The sequence below is a fragment of the bacterium genome, assembly GCA_040755755.1.
Taxonomy (GTDB): Bacteria; SZUA-182; SZUA-182; order DTGQ01; family DTGQ01; genus DTGQ01.
On record JBFLZW010000076.1, the window covers coordinates 1 to 21,071 of the forward strand.

The following is a 21,071-nucleotide window of genomic DNA, read 5'->3' on the forward strand; positions in this document are numbered from 1 at the left end:
ATATGTTCTCATATTGTCGCTCATGATATACTCCTTTTTAATTATTTTTTCAATTACTTAGAGTATATCATGAGCGACAGCTAATGTGTTCTCAATCTATTTCTAAAAATGTGTCCGGTAGTGAGAATACTATAGACAATTTGAGATTTTTAGCATAGAATTGGCTATTTAATGAAACTCTGCTTACCCGGAATTTAGGTTACCGTGTTGATGACTTTTATCCTGATGTCGATTATATTCTTTACCCCTCTGCTCGGAGGAACAGAGCGGGGGGCAAGTGTATGGCTGGTCCATAGTCTGGTTTTTCTCTTACTGGCCCTCTGGGCGGTTGAAATGGCAGGCAGCAGGAAAAAGGTGCGGCCGGTCCGCACCCCTCTTGACTATCCGATACTCTGTTTTGTCCTGCTCTCTGTCCTTTCAGCAGCATTCTCCGTATCTCCAGCACAAAGCTTATGGACGCTTTGGAACTTCTTTGATTATATAGTCTTATTTTATATTATAGTAAATAAGTTTTCCCTGAAGGATAGCCCCCAGGTAAAATTAATCCTCTCTACCATAATTGCTGCAGGGAGTACAGCAGCCCTCTTGGGTCTTCTCAAATACCTGGGATCGTCCGCCCGGATACTGAGTTATACCTACTACAACCCAAATCCATTCGGCGCTTATCTGGCTATGGTCATCCCGATTGCCCTGGTTATGGTGCTTCATGCCAGGGACTTTGGCAAGAAGATCATAATAAGCTATTGTATATGTCTCATGGTGATAGCCTTTATCCTCACTTTGTCAAGAGGAGGATGGATTTCTCTCCTGGGTGCGCTTCTGGTGATGGCTGTTCTTCACCAAAGGAAATCCGGGACTCTTTCCGGCAGAATTTTTGTTTCCCTGCTGCCGGTTATCGGGGCCATCTTTCTGTGTGTCGCGGTAATGGGTTATTGCAGTGTAAGGAAAGAGGTTGCCGGTTTGATGAGTAAACAAAGGATCGAGAGTGTCAGTGGAAGAGTGCCGATCTGGAAGGGGACCTGGGGAATAATCCGGGCTTATCCCCTGCTTGGAGGTGGACCCGGAACCTTTCCCCTCTTATGTGAGGAGTATGTTAAAAACCATGTCGGAGACCTCAGAGACAAATATGCCCATAGTGAATATCTCCAGGTCATGTCAGAGTGGGGGGTATTTTCACTGGGGATCATCCTCTGGATACTGGCAGTTTTTTTTTCACAATTTTCAAGAGATATTCTCAGGCACGGACACAATTTACCCAATTGCTCAGGCTTGGAATACTCGGGAGTATGTTCGCCATCTCGATCCATTCCCTGGCCGAGTTTGCCCTCCATCCAATGGCTAATGCGATCATTTGTGTAGTCCTGGGGGGAATGGCACTGGGGGGAAGAAAAGGCATGTCCGCCTCTTAGCCCCGTTTTTAAACAGTCAATCTGGATTGTAAACATCGCTCAATCGACAATTCCTTTCTCGTTAACCAGCCGATAAGATTTCATATCAGTCGTTTTTTGCCGTCGTTGCATGCTTAACTCCTTGAACCTTCTTTACTCGCAGTATCACCTGAGTCAAAGGGGAGAAAGGGCGATGCGAGGAATCAGCATGAAAAGAATACTGCTGCCGTCGTTGGGAATAGCACTTGTTGCAGTGGCCTTTTTTTCTTCAAATGCATTTCCCTGGGGTTCAGCCACGCATACATTTATCAATGATCATCTTGGTAAAAAAGACAGGCTGGCAAACATCAATGAGATGTATGGCGGGACCGGCATGGATGTTTTTAATTCTCTCTTTTTGAACCAGAGTCCTTCCATCACAGTCCATTCCGAATTTATGAAAGTGTGGAATGAAGCAAAACTGCAAACAGAAAAAGCCCTGGCTTTTGGCTTTATCAGCCACAATGAAATATGGGGTGCCGATTTTACAGCCCATCGAAAGAGCATTACCTCTGATCGAGATGAAGGGTATATAATTACCAAATCCTATCTTCTGAAGGAGATATTGGAGCAGAATGCAGGTTACGGGGAACTGAATCTAGCCGATGACATGGCGCTGGCATTTGCTCACTATTGTCTCGAGCGTGGAATAGACATCCTGATTAAACGCCAGGACCCTTGTATCGGCAGAAAGATGATATTTTCGGCAAAAAACCGGAGCTCAAATTTCCCCCTTCTTCTCATTAAAGCTTATGCTCAGGATTTTACTGTCTATTATGGAAGCTATCCTGAAGCTGCCATGGGTATCTTCTCCGCTGAAGAGCAGTTCAGAAAAACCATTGTTATTTATGGACTGGCACTCGCTCAGACTGAGGATTTGGCAATACAATTGGTTGCTGAGCAGATGGCCAGACAATCCGAAAGGTTTTTTGCAGCTCATGGAATTGAAATTCCTGCAACAGTGGATATGGTATCTCTCATGAAGTTTGCTCTTGAAAAATCCATAGGGATATGTGCTGAAGATTACTATCAGGAAATATCGGCAACGATCAGTTTTCTTGAACAGCAGCTTGATGCCCACGGAATTTCCTACGACAACTAATTCATGGTTATTAACAGGTATGAAAATGTGTCCGGTAGTGTGAGCATAGTATTTTTCATATCGGAGCCATTGAGCTATCAACAAAGGGTGATAGCCTTAACTACTTGAAATTATAAAATTTAATATTCGATGTAAACGAAATTCCGCATTTGGTCGAATTATTATTCTGATCAGCCCGACTGATCATCGGGGTTGGATAACGATAGAGGAGAATAAGATATGGCCGATAGAGAGAGAAAAGTTGCAGAAAATGTAGATGGACCTTTTTACGTGGACGAAAGCTGCATTCAGTGTGGTAACTGTGCTGACGTTGCACCGGAGAATTTTACCCAGGGAGAGGAGTTTTACTATGTCTATAAGCAGCCTGATGATGACGAGGAATTGGAAAACTGCCAGCAGGCACTGGAGGAATGCCCGGTAGATGCCATAGGGGATGACGGGGAGGAAGGAGGAGAGGAGGAAGGGGAGTAGTCCACGATAACCAAAAGGAAACATGAATTGAATCAATCAATCGAGCAGGTGAAAAAGTTTGTTCAGCACCATCCGAGTCTGGTGCTCATTGGCACTGCTGACCGGAGAGGGTTTCCTCATCTGGCTATGGAAACGGGGGTCCAATGGGTCAAAGAGAGGACAATGAGGTTTGAGAGCTGGTTCTGTCTGTCCACTATCAAAAACCTGAAGGAAAACCCCAGGGTTGCCGTAGCTATCTTTGACCAGCAGACCCAAAAAGGTTATCAAATGCTGGGCCAGATCGAGTCCATCCACGAGGCTGCAATTCTGAATGGCTATATTCCAGGGGAAAAGCCCGACGAACTGGGTATTCCTTCCCAGTCTTATCGGATCGATATAGCTATTGAAGAGGTTTTATTCTTTTCCAGCGGCCCCCATTCTGATGGCCCTTTGCCATAAGGTATTGGCCAAAGTACTGGCTGCCGTAATTATCAGGGCAATTAGCTTCGCTGACCGCAATTGTGGCAGTCAGTACTCGGATATCAAGCTGTTTCTCGATATAATGGAAGCATTGGTGTTTGGCCAAACCGTCATTTCGATATTTTGAAGGTGCATCCGGATGGAGCAGGAGACCATGCCCTGGAGATATTCTACCGCTTCATTGAGTATGGTCTCTCGTCTGTTTTGGTGATTACTGAAGAATAAGTCCATTGAATTGGTGAAAACCTGACCTCCCGCTCCACGCGATTTGTCGAAGGCCTCTGATCTTTTTGAAATATTTCATCAGCATCACTGGCGTAAATGACAATAAACAAAGCTATCATAGCTACTGCGAAAAAGGTGAGACTGAAAATAATAAAGGTATAAATAAGCTTTTTATCTGAGCTGCTCGGTAATAATAGACGCATACTGTATCCTTAAAATAAAGAGTTAGGAGATTTCACCGGGTTAACAAAAAAGATTTCGAAAATGAGAAGTTATTTCAGGATAAGATGATCGTGGTTGAAAGAAAGGCGGGAAAGTAGATTCGATCAGGAGTTTCAAAATAACGACAACAGAGGAGCGAATATACAAGCCTGTTCATGAACCGGAGAACATCTGTGGCGCGAATCACGATTTTCGGTATGGCCAATTTACCGAGCGGTTCCTGACCCCGTTTCTTTAAAGTCAGACTGAAGTCCAGGACCTCGTCAGGCATAAGGTGCTGGCAGCTCACATAGCTGACAATACTAAAGGAAAAGAAGAGAAGTACTATGAAAAGTAAAGACAAGATGATAAACGAGGCCGCTTTTCTCATGATAAATGCTCTATTGTACATCTCCAAACTGCCAGGAATTCCTGTTCCCGAGAGGTTATGAAATACTTTGACTGGCTAATAGCGGGTTGTATTTACCAATAGCCCAAATATCCGCATCTGGAATTTAAGCAATCTCAATGCCAGCCATTCTGGAGTGGCCAAGGTCCTCAAAACCTGATGGTTACGCGGAATGGGAATAAATTACGTCATGATAACCTGTGAAAAATGGTGCATATACGTGCAACAAAATACAACCGCCTTTTGTACCTTATGCCAGAAAGGTAATTTTTCCGGTATCACCGACGCTTACGTGCAGTGTCTTACTGGCGCTTGCCCGGTTGGCAAAGATCTCCAGATTGCCGGTGCTTCCGAAAATGGCGCCGATCCGGGAGCTTTGATCCAGAGCGGCATAATGAGTTTGCAGGCAGGTGATAGTCTGAGAGGCGAGCTCAAGAGAGAATCGCTCTCCTTTGCCCTGAGACAGCGCCCGGAAGAAAAAATCCTGGCCGATGCTGGTAATCAGATTACCAAAAGCATCGATATGGATGATCTGGAACTCGTAAACCTGAGGAGCCAGGCACCGGGGCTCCGGAATCTCAAGCTTCAGATAATCGTTGATTTCGGGGCCAAAGAGATGGGGTGCAAGACCTGTGGAAAGCCAGGCAGATACCGGAGCAAAAATGTCACGGCCGTGAAAGGTATGACTGACAATCGGACGGAAATACTCCGTGCGGGTCAGGTGAAATACCTGAAGGTCTGGCCGCTCTTCCTGATACGGATACGATAAAACTCCATTATCCGGAGCTATAAAGTAACAGTTTTTCCCCTGGGCCAGAATAGGCCTTCTTTGACTGCCGACACCGGGATCGACGACCACCACATGAATTGTCCCTGCCGGAAAGAACCGATAGGAGCTGCCAAGAAGAAACGATGCTTCGAGGATCTGATGGGCCGGGACGTGATGGCAAAGATCTACAATCCGTACATTAGGATTGATGCTGAGGATGACTCCCTTCATAATGCCGACAAAAGGATCATGCACACCAAAGTCTGTGGTCAGAGTAATGATTGGCTCATGGCTATTACCGGGTAACAGTCTGTCTGACAAGGTCTCGTGCCCTGCCTTTCAGGTCTTTGGCTGGGTAATCTCGGTATAGATCTCCGGACGGCGGTTCTTCAGGAATGACCACCCCTTTCGGATATCCTCGATCAGGCTCAGGTCGATTTCGGCCATGATGATGCCATCATGGTGGCTGCTGGGTTTCATCATCTGATTTCCGTCAGGATCGATACAGAAGGTGCGGCCATAAAAGCTCTGCTCCCCTTCCTGGCCGACCCGGTTGATTCGGAAGCAGAAGACGCCGTTGGCAATAGCATTGGCCGAGATCATTTTTTCCCACTTCTGAAAGGAGGCAAAAGCGCAGGCCGTAGGGCAAAAGATAATCTGCGCCCCTTTGAGGGCCAGTATTCTGGACCCTTCGGGGAAAAAATTATCCCAGCACATCTGGATACCGATAGTGGCCAGTTGCGTACGGAACACCGGGAACCCCAGATTGCCGGGCGAAAAATAATACGTCTCTTCCCACAGAGGAATCTGAGGAAGGTGATTTTTCCGGTATACGCCGAGAAGAACACCATTTTGGTCAATAACCGCACAGCTATTGTAATAGGTGTCGTTTTCCTTCTCGAAAATCGGGGCGATAATGACCATTTGCAGCTCTTTGGCCTTATGTTTCAGCGTCTTGATGAGAGGGCCGTGTACATCTTCGGCCAGTTGAAAGCTTTCCGGCCCTTTTTTCTGGGGGAACCAGTGAGTATGAAACAGCTCCTGAAAACAGGCCATCACTGCTCCACCCTCCGCTGCCATGTGAAGCATGGACAGAGCCTTCTGGATATTTTGCTCCACATCAGCGTGGCATTTCATCTGAATTCCGGCAACCTTGAGCACTGGTACTTTCTCCTATTGCCCGCAGCATTTCTTATATTTTTTCCCGCTCCCGCACAGGCAGGGATCGTTTCGCCCTACCTTGGGCTGTTTTCTCTGGATGGGTGCCTGTTTCTCCGCGCCAGCCCGGGCAGCCTGATCGATCTCCCGCTGCACTTTGATTCTTCTGCGCCGCTCCCGCTCCTCTTCCTCACGATACTCCTGGACCATGAAGAGGTGCTGGATAGTCTGCTCCCTGATCCGGTCGATCAGATCGTTGAACAGCCGGAAACCTTCCTTTTTATACTCGATCAGAGGGTCCCGCTGGCCATATCCCCGCATCCCGATGCCCTCTTTGATGTGATCCATTTCCAGCAGATGGTCCTTCCATTGCAGATCGATGGACTGGAGCATGATCATCTTTTCGAGATGGCGCATCATGGGACTGGTAATGATTTTTTCCTTATTCTCGTAATTAGTCAGGATTGCTTCAAGGATTCGATCATACAATTGGGCCGGGGAAATATCACTGGGAATCGTACTCAGGTCATACCGCAGGCAGAACTGCCTGGCGAGGGCAGTGCTCAGGCCCTTGAGGTCCCAGTCTTCAGGCCGGCTGTTGCGGGAAGTATAGGCAGCTATGCAATCATCCAGGCAGTCTCTGATCAGATGATCGATGAGGGGTTTCAAATCATCTCTCTCCAGCACCTGTCGCCGCTGCTGATAAATGACCTCCCTCTGCTTGTTCATCACATCGTCATATTCCAGAAGGTGCTTTCTGGCTTCGTAGTTTTTGGCCTCCACCTTTTGTTGTGCTCTTTCGATAGCTTTGCTGATCATGTTGTGCTCGATTGGCTGACCATCATCAATGCCCAGCCTGTTCATGACATTCGTGATCATTTCGCCACCAAAGATGCGTAAGAGATCATCTTCCAGCGATAAATAAAACCGGCTGGATCCCGGGTCTCCCTGCCGTCCTGCCCGTCCGCGGAGCTGATTGTCAATCCGGCGGCTCTCGTGCCGTTCCGTACCCAGAATGTGCAGCCCGCCAAGGTCTGCCACTCCCTCTCCCAGCACAATATCGGTCCCTCGTCCGGCCATGTTGGTGGAGATGGTGACCGCTCCCCTCTGGCCTGCCTGGGCCACGATTTCCGCTTCCCGTTCATGATGTTTGGCATTCAGAACATTATGGGGGATGCCTTTTCGCTTGAGCAGCTCGTGGAGATGTTCGGACTTTTCGATGGCAATGGTTCCCACCAGAACCGGACGGCCGATCTTATGCAATTCCTCGATCTCAGCCAGGGCTGCATTGAATTTTTCCCGCTCGGTCTTATAGATGACATCCGGATAATTGGTCCTCCTCAGAGGTTTATTGGTGGGGATAACGATAACATCCAGGTTGTAGATTTTGCGAAACTCCACGGCTTCAGTATCCGCCGATCCGGTCATACCGGCCAGTTTTTCGTAAAGGCGGAAATAATTCTGAAAAGTGATGGTAGCCAGGGTCTGGTTTTCCTGCGCCACCTTGACTCCTTCCTTGGCCTCCAGGGCCTGGTGCAGTCCGTCACTGTATCTTCGGCCCGGCATCAGGCGTCCGGTAAACTCATCGACGATAATCACTTCCCCATCCTGGTTGACCACATAGTCCACATCTTTTTTAAACAGCTTATGAGCGCGCAGTGCCTGTTCGAGGTGGTGAATGGTATCCAGATGTTTGACGGATATCTCTCCCTCCTGGCCCTCCTGCTGCTCGTAGAGATCATGAATTCCCAGGAGCTGCTGTGACTTGAGGATTCCCTCCTCGGTAAGGGTAACGGTTCGTTTTTCCTCATCTATCTCATAATCCTGATCACGCTTCAGATGGGGAATGACCCGGTCAACCCTGGTATATTCATCAGTAGTTCCCTCACTGGGACCGGAGATAATCAGAGGGGTACGGGCTTCGTCGATCAGAATGCTGTCAACCTCATCCACGATGGCAAAGTTGTGTCTTCGCTGGACATAATCAGCGAGCGTAAACTTCATATTGTCCCGCAGGTAATCAAAGCCGAATTCATTATTGGTCCCGTAGGTAATGTCACATTGATAGGCCCTCTGGCGCTCCCTGTCATCCAGATCGTGAACGATCAGGCCCACACTCAGCCCGAGGAACTGATAGATTCCCCCCATCCATTCGCTATCGCGTCTGGCCAGATAATCGTTGACGGTAACGATGTGGACCCCCTCGCCGGTAATGGCATTCAGGCAGGCCGGAAGTGTGGCCACCAGAGTTTTCCCTTCTCCGGTAGCCATTTCAGCGATCTTCCCCTCATGCAGGACTATTCCTCCCATGAGCTGAACATCGAAATGCCGCATCTTCAGGACACGCTTGCCCGCCTCACGGGTTACGGCAAAGGATTCGCAGAGGATTTCATCCAGGATCTGCTTTCTTATCCCGGCCAAAAGCTTATGGATTCTCTCTGATTCCACCTTGTCTTTCAGGTCGAGGAGATTGAGCTGAGCCAGGCGCTCATCGCTGATTCCCTGTTCAGCTTTCATCTGCCGCATCTTCTCCTGGTAATACTGCCTGAACTTGTCAGTCCTGGCCCGAAGATCGGCATCACTTAAACGGCTCATCTCCGGCTCAAGAGCGTTTATCCGCTCTACGTATGTACCGAGCCGCTTTATTTCCCGTTCATTTTTACTTCCAATAATCTTGGTTAATAAACTTTGAAGCATTATCTAATAATCCTTTTTCCCAATACTATAGTTCTTATTTCCGGCTTCGCGGCTGCCCAATTGGCAATTTCTCAAGGTAAGCTTTATCACCTGAACTCTCGCGGGGCTGAAAAAGCAGGTCCTGCCTTTAAAAAAGCTTAGCCAAAAGGTATTTTCTCGGGTTAAGGCACCGGCCATCCTTGATGATTTCATAATGCAAATGCGGTGCAGTGCTTCTCCCCGTATTTCCAATATAACCTATAAGCTGGCCACACTCAACCCTATCGCCTGATTTTACAACATTTATCGAATTATGTCCATAGAGAGTGGAAAAACCGAAAGCATGCTGGATAATAATCAGATTGCCATATTCTCCTCTGCGGCCGCTGAAGGTAACAACTCCCTGGCTGACAGCATAAATCGGGGTTCCCAGGCGGGCAGCGATATCGATTCCCTTATGAAAGGCTATTCTCCCGGTAAAAGGGGATGTCCGATACCCGAAGGGAGAGCTGATCCAGCCGTAGGTAGGCCAGGGAGATGGCTGAAAGGACGGCCGCTCCTTTTCCTTTTGGCCTCTGATCGAGCTCAGAAGCTCCTCCCGGCTGCTGGATTCTCCCTTGCTATACTTGCCGTATTCCTGGGCAAGCAGCGCCATGTCGATCTCTTCGAGATCATCATCCGGCCTGGGCAGGCGAAATGAATCAATCAATACCGTGCCGGGTTTGAGAGATAATTCCTCGGTGCCGCATTCCAGGGTCCAGAACATGATCTGTCGGGAGGAGGAATTCCAATCCTCAGATAATGTTCCCTGATCAAGGCTAAGGTTAAGGGCTGGCTGCCTCTTCCCGTCCGTATCTCTTTCCGTTGGTGAAAACATGGATGGTACTGATGATGTATTCTCGCTTTTGAGAAGCGAATCGGGAGACACAGTCTCAAGAGAATGGATATTCGCCTCGGCCAGAGTCGGGGCTTCACACAGCGGAATTATCTTAATAAAATCAAAGGAGAAGCAAATACCAAAGACAAGAACAAATAAAAAAGCCATCAAAATCGTTCCGATATCCCTTTTCAGTATCTTAATCTGCACTCTCAACTTCCACCCCCTCAGTAATAATAGTGACACAGGTTAACTTGATCGTATCAGAACCATACCCCTCTTCTCCAGATGACAGTCCCCTTACCTGATTCAGGAAATATTCCGGCGCCTGCTCAAGAAGCTCGTCAGGTTAATTGTAGATTGCTTGGGATACAAATCGGCTAAAATGAAAGATATTCTCCTCTCCTATTCATCGGCAATAATGAAATAATCATCGGCACGAAACAACCCTTGCCCAAATAATGATTGTATTCCCGGATTTTTCCGGAGTACTCAAGAGGATGAATAATAGAACATTCAGGAGGATTTTTCAAGGGGATCTTCAGAATTGATCTCTTTTTTATTATTTTTCAATATGTTAATAGCTATCAAACTGCCAAAAAACGTACACCAAAGATCGCTGGAAAGTAATATGAAGAGAATGGCATTATTCCTCTTTGTCACCATTCTTTTTGGCCTTTCCGGGATCGCGTTTGTCGGGTTTATGTCGGAAGGGGATTATGATTTAAATTTTGACAAGGCATAACATACTAAATTTGCAATGCATATAACAAAGGTTGAAATAGAGAGTATTTTTAAGACCCATATAAAATTTTTGATAGTGTCGGGACCAAGGAAAGATATCGTTGATATTATAACCAAGAGGATAGCAAGAATGGCAGTTGTAAATATTATTCCTACCTCAAGCACTTTGTCCCATTTAGTCCGAGTTATAAGAGCTTCTTTGCAATCATTCCGTAATATATTTCAAAATGTCTTTTTCAACTCCTGGCTTATTCATTTTTGATCTTTTCTTTTACTAAATTAAAAAGAACAGGAGTTTCTCGTTCCATTACTGTATCTATTATTTTTTCAATTTCCTTGTCCATGTATAGTTTCGATGGGGAAATTTTTTCATTGAGATATTTAGCACCAGTAAGATCGCCATAGGTTCTCTCTGGGGTCCCGGATAAATAGAACAAAATAAGTTGCACTACCCTTGTCATAGGTCTCAGTGTAATATCCCTGCCACTTAGATTGGATATTGTTAGCGGCATTTGCCCCTCATACCCTGGATTGATATAAATCGGGGCGATAGAAATACCCAGTCTCGTAATACTGCTTCTTGGCATAATAAGACCTATCATATTTTCAGGGATATCTACTCTTTCATATAGCCCTATGTAAGTAGTATTACCGTTTTTTAATGAATGCTCTTTAAAACTCTCTTTTTTTATCTTGTCATCACCTATCTCTTCCCCTAAAGGATAGTCTTGCATATCGTACTTATAAAGAGCATCCCCTAACCGAAGATCTATAGAGGCTGACTGTATAAAATCTTCTTCTAGTGGGTCAACAATTTTTATTCCAGACGATATTAATTCTTTAATATCCTTGTCTGTTAAAACTCCATCTTTAACCATTTTCTCCTCAGTTTAGTTGATTAAATGAATATAATCATAAAAATTAACAAAATAATGGAATATATATTATCATACCTGTTCTCTTCGTTTCCAGTCAACTTTTTTTTTACAGCTTTCAACAAAAAAACGGGGCACTCCTGGTTGAGCGCCCCGACGATAGCGGTAAGCTGAAAATGAGATCTGCTGCTGTTTCCTGTGAGCCGAGCTGCTACGAGACTTAATCAAAACAGGAAGGCTGTCCTAAATATTTATGAAACAGGCACAGCGCATCAACCGGCGTAACCGTGCCATCTCCGTTGACATCAGCGCACTCAGGGCAGGGCACCAACCCCAAATAGCACCTGAAGGCGATCAGGGCATCCTGCGGCGAGATGCTTCCATCTGCATTCAAGTCTCCGCTACAGGCGGCTGGAGATGCGGTATCCTTGATAGCTCCATAGATGATGATTTTTTCCTGATCCACATAGTTCCAGCCGGCTTCCAGGATATCAATGTCCGTAGTGCCTGGCGGCAGGGGCTCTACTTTGATAATAGTCACTGACCGGGAGCAGGAACCGGCGTTATGGTCCCAGGTATTTTCATACGGCCAGATTACATTCTGATTCTTCGAGGTCGAAGACTGATCCGGAGGAGTTGCCGTTTTCTGCGGGACGACCAGCCGGAAAGGGCCTTCTCCATCCAGTGTATTTTGCTTGGTAAGGATGCCCGGCGTCAAATACGCGCCGTCACGTTTGACAGCCAGAATTGCCTTGAGCCCCCCTTTGACAAAGATGGGGTCGTTATGATTCCGGCCAGCACAGGATGGGGCACTGTAATCACACCAGCCGCCCAAAGCCGTATCCGCCTGAGAATCATACTGAAAGGATGCGGGGGGATAGACACCCCTGATATGATAAAGCTCCGGGTCAGGATCAGGGTCAAGAGGATGGTAATTGGACCATCCATCCGGCGCATAGGCTTTGATTCCGGTTGCCGAATCCAGAATACCGGCATCGTTCAGTAAAGTCTCCATCGGAACACCGGTGTATTCGGCATAGAAATCCCCCTGCCGTGAAGTGTTCATCAGCAGGAACTGGGTGTGCTGCGGCATGGCCTCCAATTGGGCTTTGCTGTAAACCCGAAAGGGAGCGACCTTTTTCGTCGGATCGTCACCGGCATCGCCCGGAAACCGGCTGGCCTCGATCTCCTCTTTATTCGTGAATCCATCCCCATCCGAATCGATATTTTCAATTGCCTTCACGGCAGCGGCATTCCGGCCAGCGTCATGGTAGGCCTTCCCATAGGCATTTATGGTAGTGAGAATATTACCGCTTCCATCATATCCATAGGAATAGTGGCACCACTGACAACTGCCCAGGTTGACCTTATTGCCTTTTTTTTCATATTGCCCGCCGCTGTGGCACAGGGCGCAGTGATCGAGTTTTGTCCCTGCCTTATCAGGATAAATGCTCAAAAACCTGCCTGAATCCTTCTCCCCCATGTGGTGATAAGCCGAAAAGGAAAGAGAAACAGAGAAGCTTACAACCATCAGGATACCCATGAATACTGCCTTTTTCATCATTTTTCCCTCCTTGCTTCTAAAAAGCTATGGTGAAACGTGTGGTGAGTACATACTCATCCCGTATGTAGTCTACCTCTCCATCAGGATTTACCCTTACCCGGATGGGATCGGAAAAATCAGTACCGGTATAATCCACGGTCAGACGATACAGGGGATCGATAATCCAATTTACGGCAACGCTGATTGCGTCCGCTTCCCTGGCCGAAACGAAGGCATCTTCCTTGATCCATTCTTTGTCTCCGGAAAAATGATCCGTGCGAATGGCCAGAACAAGCCCGCCGTCGTCGGCTGCTGCGCTGCGGTTATGCTTATCCCTGAGGTTTGCTGCGGGATTCTCCGTGAACTTTACCGGCTGGAGCACCCCTGACTGAAACCTGGGAAATTCTTCGGTCAGGAAGATGAGGACACTTGCATACCAGGATGAAAATACAGCCTTGCGGCCAGGCTTGCCGGCAGGTTGCAGCCCCTTGTATTTCAGGCCTAGATATTCCCCCATGAGAGCCACAGGGCCAATGGCCCAGGCTGCCTCGAACGCCCATCGATCCCGCTCCTTGACATTTTGCAGGACACCGAATTTGGTATTCTGGTTCAGCACAAACAGGCTGCGGTTAGTCCCGACCATCCCGCTGCTTTTAACATCGAGATTGACGTTGGACAGATCAATTTGTGCCTGGGACAGTGAGCCTCCAAACTGGAAAGATTTCAGCCACGGCCAGTGAATCATGCATAACGGAGCGAGCACCAGACGGACAGCGACCTCCGGCTGGTCCCTCCGGCTCCCCCAGGCAGAGCCATCCTTTCCATCCCCGTTAAAGATACCGGCACCATAACAGGCAATAATCTCCGGGGAGGAAGATCCGCAGAGCATCAAACCTACATCGCGGTCCGGTGTATACGAATAGCCCATCGAGCGCTCGGCAAAAAAGAGTGCCTTGTCCTGAGTTTGCCCCTCAAGGCTGTAGGGCTCCTTGAACTGACCGATCCGGCAAACAAGCAGGCGATGCATTTCCCATTCGCCATAGGCCTCAACCAGATTTTTGGGATCGTTTCCCTGGAATTCCCATTCTATCCGGTAATGAAGGGGAGGACTCAACAGCCCATCGAGAGACAGGCTGGCCTTTCGAATATCAAAGCGATTATCCGCCCGGCAACTCTCCCGGTAATACCGATAGTCTACCTGCAGTGCCCCTCCCAGGTGCAGGTCGAATGCTTCTTCATGGTCAGCGGCAAACTTGAGCAAATCGCTGGACAGAGAGATTCCGGGGATGGAGCGGCGTGCGCGATGATGGTCAGGGGCAGATTCAGGCTGGTCGGTCATGGTAAGCTTGTGCGCCAGGGCTGCCGTATCTGGAAAGAGAAGGCATACGGAGATAATAAAAACCGGAATAACAAGAGTCAACAGCGGATTAGTCCTGACCGGCGGCGCTAAATCCTGAACACACTCCATGAAGCACCCCTTCGAGAGGACGGCTGGGAAATCCTCCAGGATTATTTTGGATTTGTGGTGATTGATATCGGATTACTATAGGGGCCCTGCGAGAGCAGGGTCCTGTCATTGCCTATTATTAGTATATTACCTGTTTTAGGCTCCCTGGTCAAGAATAAAGCAACTTATAGTTACTGGTAATAACATGATGGGTTCAAACCTTGCACCCTCATAAACATCATGTTCTTCATCCATACAGAATATGGAACCCTGCCGTATTCAATTATCCATATCCCTTTGAAAGTCCAATAAAGTCCACAACAGCCACTTGCCCCTTCCAGGGCATGATAGTTGCTCTTACCTCGTTCAGATAAATGAGAGTCTGCCAGAACAGGTATCCAAAGAGCGTAAGCAGGTACCAGTCAGACAAAGGTCAGTGGATGTGGCATAATGAGGGAAAGGTGCCCCTCGTGAGAATTACCAGAAGTTTTGCCATTACGTATGTGAATCGTCCTCCTCCCTGCTCTTCATGAGGCAATTTCTGCCGGGGGAGTGGTCCAATGCTCTCCAGGGCGTTCTGTGGCTTTCCAGGAGATACTCTGCTGTTGCAGTATTGTTTTTTATGATGTTTGAGGTTGTATTTTTTGTTATTTCTCAAGGTTATGGAAAGGAGTCTGTCACATGTTTCACAAGAAGTTCAACACAGCAATCCTGGCCGTTTTTTCTTTTCTGATCCTTTTCGGATTCACGCTTTCCCGCTCAGGCCATGCTCAGGACAACTGGGCAGCTCTGCCGCCTTACAATACCCTGTGGCCGCTCTGGTCGTCGGTTCTTTCTCCGGTTGATGCCACCACCGGCCTGCCGACGCCGCTCGTCACCAGCCTGACACCGAAAACCGTACTGCCGGTGCAGCCTGGATTGACCTGGGACCCGAGTCTGTCGTATCCCTGGCTCCTGTACAATACTCCCTATGGCATGGCCTTTTTCGATCCTCTCTACGGCGTAGAATTCTGGCCACCGAGCAACCTGATCGATTCAGCGGGAGCCCCGCTTCCTTTGACCCTGCCGGTGGACTATAATCTTCTGCCTCCTACGGATCCCCTCTGGCTGCAGCAGTATGGGCTCCTGGCTAACAGCTATTTTGTTCAGTCTTATTCCAGCCTGCTCTTTTCCGTGGCTCCGCTTCCCCCTGCTCTGGCCGCGGCTGTTGCAGCAGGTATTACGATACCGGCTTCCTACGCCGCGACTTTGTTCCCTCCGCCGTCAGTCACTTCTTACCTGACACCGGCTGCCATCTTAGGGCTGTAGCGTTCGTATACGGCGCGAGAGGGCTGGGGTGAGGGGGCTATTGTTTAACCGGCCGCGTAATTCCTGCGCCGTGATGAAGCTCCGATCTTTTCCTCACCCCCGATGGGGTTCAAAGGTCTCTGAACCCCATCGGGGGTCGGTTTTTTGCTGAAAACCGTATCTTTATTGCATGCCGTTTCCTCCCCCTCTTTATCCCGTCCGGCATTTCTTGACTCCTTATTGATATCTTGCTATATTTTAACCAAAGTTGTTCTTTATAAAGAGTTGAAATAGCAAGCCCTGCCAGCCCGAACTTTCTCTTTCGGGAGGGAATTTGAGGGGTGAGTGAATGGTTATTTTTACGAGCAGGTCACTAAACGCAAGGAGAGATACCCGGCATGAAGAAGTCCCGTATGAACATGAAAAAGATTCTTTTGAGCCTGTGGCTCCTGGTTTTGTTTTTTCCCCGTCTTTCCCTGAGTGCGCAGGGCGGCAAATCGCCTTCGAATATCGTTGTCATCACCGTGGATACGCTGCGGGCGGACCGGCTTGGCTGCTACGGCTATCGGCGGATCAAGACACCTCAGATAGATGCTCTGGCCGGTGAGGGGGTCTTGTTTGAGCAGGCCTTTACTCCGACGCCAACCACCCTGCCTGCGCATGCCTCGATTTTTACCGGGACTTATCCGATTACCCACGGTCTTCGGAGCAACGGCACCTTTTCTCTGTCTGAATCCGCTCTCACTCTGGCCGAGATACTCAAGAAGCAGGGGTATGAGACCGCAGCCTTTGTTTCCGCCTATGTTCTCGATTCCCGCTTTGGCCTGGATCAGGGATTCGATGTTTACAACGACGATCTGACAACCGGCGTCCAGTCGGCCATGCTCCAGAAGGAGCGCAGGGCCGAAACCGTGACCAGGGCGGCGGTTCAGTGGCTGAGCAGCCGCAAAAAGGGCGCTCCCTTCTTTCTGTGGGTGCATTACTATGATCCCCACACTGCCTACGATCCCCCGGCCCCATTCAAGGATGTGTATGCTCACAGTCCGTACGATGGAGAGATCGCCTATGCAGATTCCTGGATCAGGGTGTTGATTAACAAGCTGAAGGAGCAGGGGATTTATGACCAGACCCTCATTGCCCTGTCCGGAGACCACGGCGAGGGACTGGGGGACCATCAGGAGGATACCCACGGCATTTTCCTCTACGAGGCCACGCTTCACGTTCCTCTGATTTTCCGCTATCCTGCCCGGATGCCGAAAAATACGAGAATCCGCTCTCTCGTCCGGCTGATTGATATTGCTCCGAGCCTGCTGGATGTCCTGGGGCAAAAGGCTCCGGCCAGCATGCAGGGATCCAGTCTCCTGCCCCTGATAAGCGGCCAGAAGAAGGACCTTGGCCTGGTGCTCTACTGTGAAACCGATTATCCCAGATTTACCTACGGCTGGAGCCCCCTGGAGGGCATCCGCACCGGGCAGTGGAAGTACATCAAGGCCCCGGAAAGTGAGCTTTACGATCTCGTCAAAGATCCGGCTGAAGGAAATAACCTGATCCAGAAGGAGAAAAAGCTGGCTGAAAAGTATCAGAAGGACCTTGCTGATCTGAAAAAGCGTTGTGCATCCGCTTCGGCGCACGGGGCACCTTCGGCCAAACCCGTGACCCTTGATCCTGCATCCCGGGAAAAATTGAAGAGCCTCGGCTATGTCTTTACCAGCGACTCCGGCAAGAATAAACCTGTCTATCCCGATCCCAAGCGCAAGGTCGGCCTGCTCAGGCATTTCAATGATGGAGCAAACTACCTTGGCCGGCAAAAGTACGCTGAGGCCATCAGGGAATTTGAAAAGATTATCAGGGAGGACCCCAAAAACATCGATGCCTTCACCTGCCTCGGAGCCGTCTATCAGATCATGGGGAAGACCGCTCAGGCTATCGAGGCTTACCGGCAGGCAGTTGCACTGGGACCTGACCATCTGGACAACCTGGTCCAATTGGGGACCCTGTATATGGGTGCCGGTCAGACTGAAGAGGGAAAGGACGCTCTGGAAAGGGCCCTGAAGCTGAATCCCAAAAGCCGGGAGGTCTACCTCAACCTTGGATTGTATTATATCGGCAAGGCAAACTGGGCCGAAGCCAAAGTCCAACTGGAAAAGTGCCTGGAGCTTGATCCTCGCTACACCCTGGCCCAAAACCACCTGGTTTCCGTGTACTATAATCTGAAAGAGGTGGATAAGGCCATAGATCTCTGCAAAACAGTGCTCAAGGCCGATCCGAAAGATCCTTCGGCCCTCTATAACCTTGGCAGTATCTATATGGAGCAGCGGAAGAATACCGAAGCCCTGGATGCGTTCCGGAAGCTGATCGAAGTGTCGCCGGACTACAGCCGGGCTTATCTGAGCATGGGCATGGTCTATGCCTATCAGAATTCCTATGATCAGGCCATTGCTTCCTTTCAAAAGGCCGCGGCCAAGGACCCGAAATGGGCGGACCCCCATCTGAATATGGGCATCATCTATGCGCAGAACAAAGGGGATTTTGCCAGGGCCCTGGAGGAATTCAAGACAGTGCTGAAGATTGATCCCCAGAATGCCCTGGGACGTCAACTGCTTGAAAGAACCCAGCAGACCATCGAGATACAGAAGGCTGGCCAGGGAAGGTAGAGGGCCAGGGGAAACAGAGGAGGAAACCCGGTTACCACTTCCTGCGCAGGTCCCGGCGAGAGAATATCCTGAAAGGTGCTTGAGCATGATCCAGATCATGCTCAAAGGCACCCATATCCGGATGGCTGTCCCTGGGATGGCCATCATTATCCTGGGCAGGAGCGTTGCGGGCTGTTCCGGCATTGATACAGGGAGAGCCGGATTTCAGGTGCCAGTCGCTGTTCCCTGGATCGGTAAACAGGGGATTAGCCCTGATATTGCCCCGGCCGGAATACCCGCCCTGAATATCGGAATAGGTGATGATGATTGACCTGCCGGAGACTTCATTCGGAAGATCTGCCCACAGGATGCAGTTGGTAATTGCCGGGCAGGAAAGGAAGCTGGATATTCCGCCACCCGGCTGGGACGCGGAATTTTGCGTAATTGTGCAATTCGTGATTTTCGGCATCGGAAGAGCAAGAACTGGTGAATAGGGAAATGTGGTCCCGGCACCATCGCAGTGAATTCCGCCCCCAGGCCCCTCGACAACCGAATTGCGGGCAATGAGGCAATTGACGATAAGCGGGGAGGCATTGCCGCTGCACAGGATGCCACCTCCTGCCAGAGCCGCCGAGTTTCCGGCAATGAGGCAATTGCTGATGGCCGGTGAACAGTCCCAGTCGCAGTAAATTCCGCCGCCTGCACCCGATGAATTATTCACGATCAGGCATCCGGCGATTGTCGGTGAGGCATTTTCCAGACAGCGGATTCCCCCGCCGTTTGCACCATCGAGGCGGTTATTGCCGCAGATAGTACAATCGCGAACTGTGACCGCTGAGCTTACGCAGCTTAAGCCGGTACTCAGGTTTTCGCTGATGCGGCAATTGGCAATGGTTGGTGAAGAGCCTTCACCGCAGTATATCCCGCAGCACAGGTTTTTACTGCTGAGGCAGCGGGTAATCTCAGGCGATGACCTCCAGCAGGTAATGCCATCGCCATTTTCGCTGATCGTGCAATCGGCGATAAGCGCTGAGGATTCAGAGCAGTAAATACCCGCTCCCTGATTTTCGCTTATCAGGCAATTACTGATGGTTGGAGAGGATCCGGAGCAGTATATCCCGCCGTAGGAAAGCTCGGCACCTGCCTTTTGGATCGTGATTCCGCGCAGCACGGAAGCCCTTCCTTCTCCACTGCTGAAAGAAACCGCCCGGTCTTTCTGACTGCCGTCAATAATCGTGGCAGCCACCACCGTGGGATTGTTCGGGTCAGCGCCGGTTACGGTAATGGCTTTCCCTGAAAAATCAATATGTTCATAGTAGCGCCCCATGCCGACCAGAATAACATCGCCGCCAGCGGCAGCATCAATGGCATCCTGGATCGTACGGTGATTACCCGGCACCCGCAATATGGCGGCCAGAGCCTGCGGAGGATTCACGATCATTACCGCCTCCGACAGAGCAAGCATCGACATTACTGCCGTCAGCATCTTCATCGATGCCAGTATTCCGAATGCTGCTTTCATAAGCCAGGTAACCGGATTGCAAACCCTTCCCCACACCGTGCTCATGACGCTTCCTCCAAAAAGGGGAGAATTTAATTTTTAAATTCTTAAGAGCAATTGGTGCTGCGAAATCGGATTTTTAGCTTATATCGGTCGTTCCGGTGAATCCTGACTCTCGAAAAGCTCACTGCGATGCAAGTTGTGCAACCCGGTACCTCTTCATTGGCCAGGCTTGTGAAGAGATAATAATGATTCTTCAGAGAATTTGCCGATTTCTGGTGTAGTTTAATAGTCACCGAATATCATAGTGAGAAAAGGAGTACAGAGTATGAACGTTGAGCAAACCGAACTCAAACCGGGCACCCTTATACCTGATTTTCATCTGGTCTCTGCCGGGGGAGGGTGTGTTCACCCTTCAGGTTACCACGACCGGAAAAATCTGGTCCTGCTCTTTGCCGGAAACCTGGTGGATGACGAACTGACACGTCGGTTTCTGCTTGATCTGGCCCGACACTACCCTGAGCTTGTGCAGGAAAATGCCGAAGTGCTGGCCGTGATCCGGGGTTCGGAGCAGGATGCCGGCCAGATCAAGGATAAAGCCGGATTTCCCTTTCCGGTACTGGCTGATACGGAGGGGAAAGCACATCTGGCTGCCGGTGCTTCGATCGCGCCAGGTGGAAGGCCATATCCGGCAGTCTTCATAACCGACCGCTTCAATGAAATTTCGGCAATCTACCGGACCAGCCAGGGAGAGCCACTTCCCACAATCAGGGAGATACTCAGCCATCTTCTCTTTATCGAGACCCAATGCCCTGAGTGAGGGGTTGCGGAATGGCCGGTGTAGGTTACACCGGGGAGTCCCGCAATGCCGGTCGAAGTGATCTTATGTGTCCATTTGGCTGGAGGCAGGCCCATCGCAAGGAGTGTTCAACGAAACGGAGCACTGAATACTACCGCACCGATGAGGGCAAAGCCAGGAAGAAGGCCCTCAATGAGCAGCGGCGAAGCAGTCAAGAGCAGCAGGCGTGTAATGGAGGCCATGCTGGAAAATGCTGGCAGTAATGACGGTGACAGCAGTGATACCGGCAATGAGAAACCATCGGGCCGGTCTTCTGAAGCTGTCTGTGCCCCTGAACCAGCCTACGATGAGGTCACGGTTCATTACCTTCGGACGATCATTGGCTTGATCGAAGGCCACTGGGTAAGTAGAGATGAGATCCTGGCTATGGGGGCAAAGATCATGAGACAACACAGCTTTTTTTACTGA

General features: G+C 49.4%; 18 protein-coding genes. 9 read left to right on the forward strand and 9 right to left on the reverse strand.

All coding sequences use genetic code 11. The features are described 5' to 3' along the window. Window positions 1-225: 225 nt before the first annotated feature. From AB1611_20385 to AB1611_20400, 4 genes are all read left to right on the forward strand, one after another. Entirely contained in the window at window positions 226-1,359 is a 1,134-nt protein-coding gene (locus AB1611_20385; GenBank protein ID MEW6381941.1) for an O-antigen ligase family protein, read from the forward strand. A 222-nt stretch (window positions 1,360-1,581) separates the two neighbouring features. Continuing rightward, entirely contained in the window at window positions 1,582-2,529 is a 948-nt protein-coding gene (locus tag AB1611_20390) for a hypothetical protein (GenBank protein ID MEW6381942.1), read from the forward strand. Between the two features lie 219 nt (window positions 2,530-2,748). Continuing rightward, a complete protein-coding gene (locus AB1611_20395; GenBank protein MEW6381943.1) occupies window positions 2,749-3,000 on the forward strand; it encodes a ferredoxin in 252 nt (83 codons plus the stop codon). A gap of 27 nt (window positions 3,001-3,027) precedes the next feature. Next, window positions 3,028-3,438 carry a pyridoxamine 5'-phosphate oxidase family protein gene (locus AB1611_20400; protein ID MEW6381944.1) on the forward strand — a complete coding sequence of 137 codons (411 nt, stop codon included), beginning with the start codon at window positions 3,028-3,030 and terminating at the stop codon, window positions 3,436-3,438. A gap of 523 nt (window positions 3,439-3,961) precedes the next feature. Here AB1611_20400 and AB1611_20405 read toward each other — a convergent pair. From AB1611_20405 to AB1611_20440, 8 genes are all read right to left on the reverse strand, one after another. Continuing rightward, the gene (locus tag AB1611_20405; GenBank protein ID MEW6381945.1) at window positions 3,962-4,276 is read right to left on the reverse strand and encodes a hypothetical protein; all 315 of its coding nucleotides are present in this window, start codon (window positions 4,274-4,276) and stop codon (window positions 3,962-3,964) included. Window positions 4,277-4,544: 268 nt separating this feature from the next. Next, window positions 4,545-5,384: an SAM-dependent chlorinase/fluorinase gene (locus AB1611_20410; GenBank protein MEW6381946.1), complete on the reverse strand. Its 840-nt coding sequence runs from the start codon at window positions 5,382-5,384 to the stop codon at window positions 4,545-4,547. An 18-nt stretch (window positions 5,385-5,402) separates the two neighbouring features. Next, complete coding sequence (locus AB1611_20415; protein MEW6381947.1) at window positions 5,403-6,224, reverse strand: nitrilase-related carbon-nitrogen hydrolase; 822 nt, start codon at window positions 6,222-6,224, stop codon at window positions 5,403-5,405. A 12-nt stretch (window positions 6,225-6,236) separates the two neighbouring features. Continuing rightward, a complete protein-coding gene (gene secA, locus AB1611_20420) occupies window positions 6,237-8,918 on the reverse strand; it encodes a preprotein translocase subunit SecA (GenBank protein MEW6381948.1) in 2,682 nt (893 codons plus the stop codon). Window positions 8,919-9,045: 127 nt separating this feature from the next. Next, a complete protein-coding gene (locus AB1611_20425) occupies window positions 9,046-9,984 on the reverse strand; it encodes a M23 family metallopeptidase (protein ID MEW6381949.1) in 939 nt (312 codons plus the stop codon). A gap of 782 nt (window positions 9,985-10,766) precedes the next feature. Next, window positions 10,767-11,396: a dCTP deaminase gene (gene dcd / locus AB1611_20430; GenBank protein MEW6381950.1), complete on the reverse strand. Its 630-nt coding sequence runs from the start codon at window positions 11,394-11,396 to the stop codon at window positions 10,767-10,769. A 217-nt stretch (window positions 11,397-11,613) separates the two neighbouring features. Next, on the reverse strand, window positions 11,614-12,957 hold the full coding sequence (locus tag AB1611_20435; GenBank protein ID MEW6381951.1) for a GEGP motif-containing diheme protein: 1,344 nt from the start codon (window positions 12,955-12,957) through the stop codon (window positions 11,614-11,616). A gap of 16 nt (window positions 12,958-12,973) precedes the next feature. Then, window positions 12,974-14,404: a porin gene (locus AB1611_20440; GenBank protein ID MEW6381952.1), complete on the reverse strand. Its 1,431-nt coding sequence runs from the start codon at window positions 14,402-14,404 to the stop codon at window positions 12,974-12,976. 660 nt (window positions 14,405-15,064) lie between these two features. Here AB1611_20440 and AB1611_20445 point away from each other — a divergent pair. Together AB1611_20445 and AB1611_20450 are read left to right on the forward strand one after the other, a co-directional pair. Next, the gene (locus AB1611_20445) at window positions 15,065-15,691 is read left to right on the forward strand and encodes a hypothetical protein (GenBank protein ID MEW6381953.1); all 627 of its coding nucleotides are present in this window, start codon (window positions 15,065-15,067) and stop codon (window positions 15,689-15,691) included. 377 nt (window positions 15,692-16,068) lie between these two features. After that, window positions 16,069-18,324 (forward strand): sulfatase-like hydrolase/transferase, encoded by a 2,256-nt coding sequence (locus AB1611_20450; protein ID MEW6381954.1) that lies wholly within the window; start codon window positions 16,069-16,071, stop codon window positions 18,322-18,324. Window positions 18,325-18,355: 31 nt separating this feature from the next. On the opposite strand, the gene AB1611_20455 is transcribed toward AB1611_20450, so the two are convergent. Next, window positions 18,356-19,870, reverse strand: a complete 1,515-nt coding sequence (locus tag AB1611_20455; protein ID MEW6381955.1) for a right-handed parallel beta-helix repeat-containing protein — start codon at window positions 19,868-19,870, stop codon at window positions 18,356-18,358. 262 nt (window positions 19,871-20,132) lie between these two features. Between AB1611_20455 and AB1611_20460 the strand changes: the two genes are divergently transcribed. From AB1611_20460 to AB1611_20470, 3 genes are read left to right on the forward strand one after another with little or no spacing between them, the layout of a single operon-like run. Beyond that, window positions 20,133-20,624, forward strand: a complete 492-nt coding sequence (locus AB1611_20460) for a redoxin domain-containing protein (protein ID MEW6381956.1) — start codon at window positions 20,133-20,135, stop codon at window positions 20,622-20,624. A gap of 11 nt (window positions 20,625-20,635) precedes the next feature. Then, entirely contained in the window at window positions 20,636-20,866 is a 231-nt protein-coding gene (locus AB1611_20465) for a hypothetical protein (protein ID MEW6381957.1), read from the forward strand. Beyond that, window positions 20,796-21,071 (forward strand): hypothetical protein, encoded by a 276-nt coding sequence (locus AB1611_20470; protein MEW6381958.1) that lies wholly within the window; start codon window positions 20,796-20,798, stop codon window positions 21,069-21,071. Before AB1611_20465 ends, AB1611_20470 begins: the two co-directional genes overlap by 71 nt.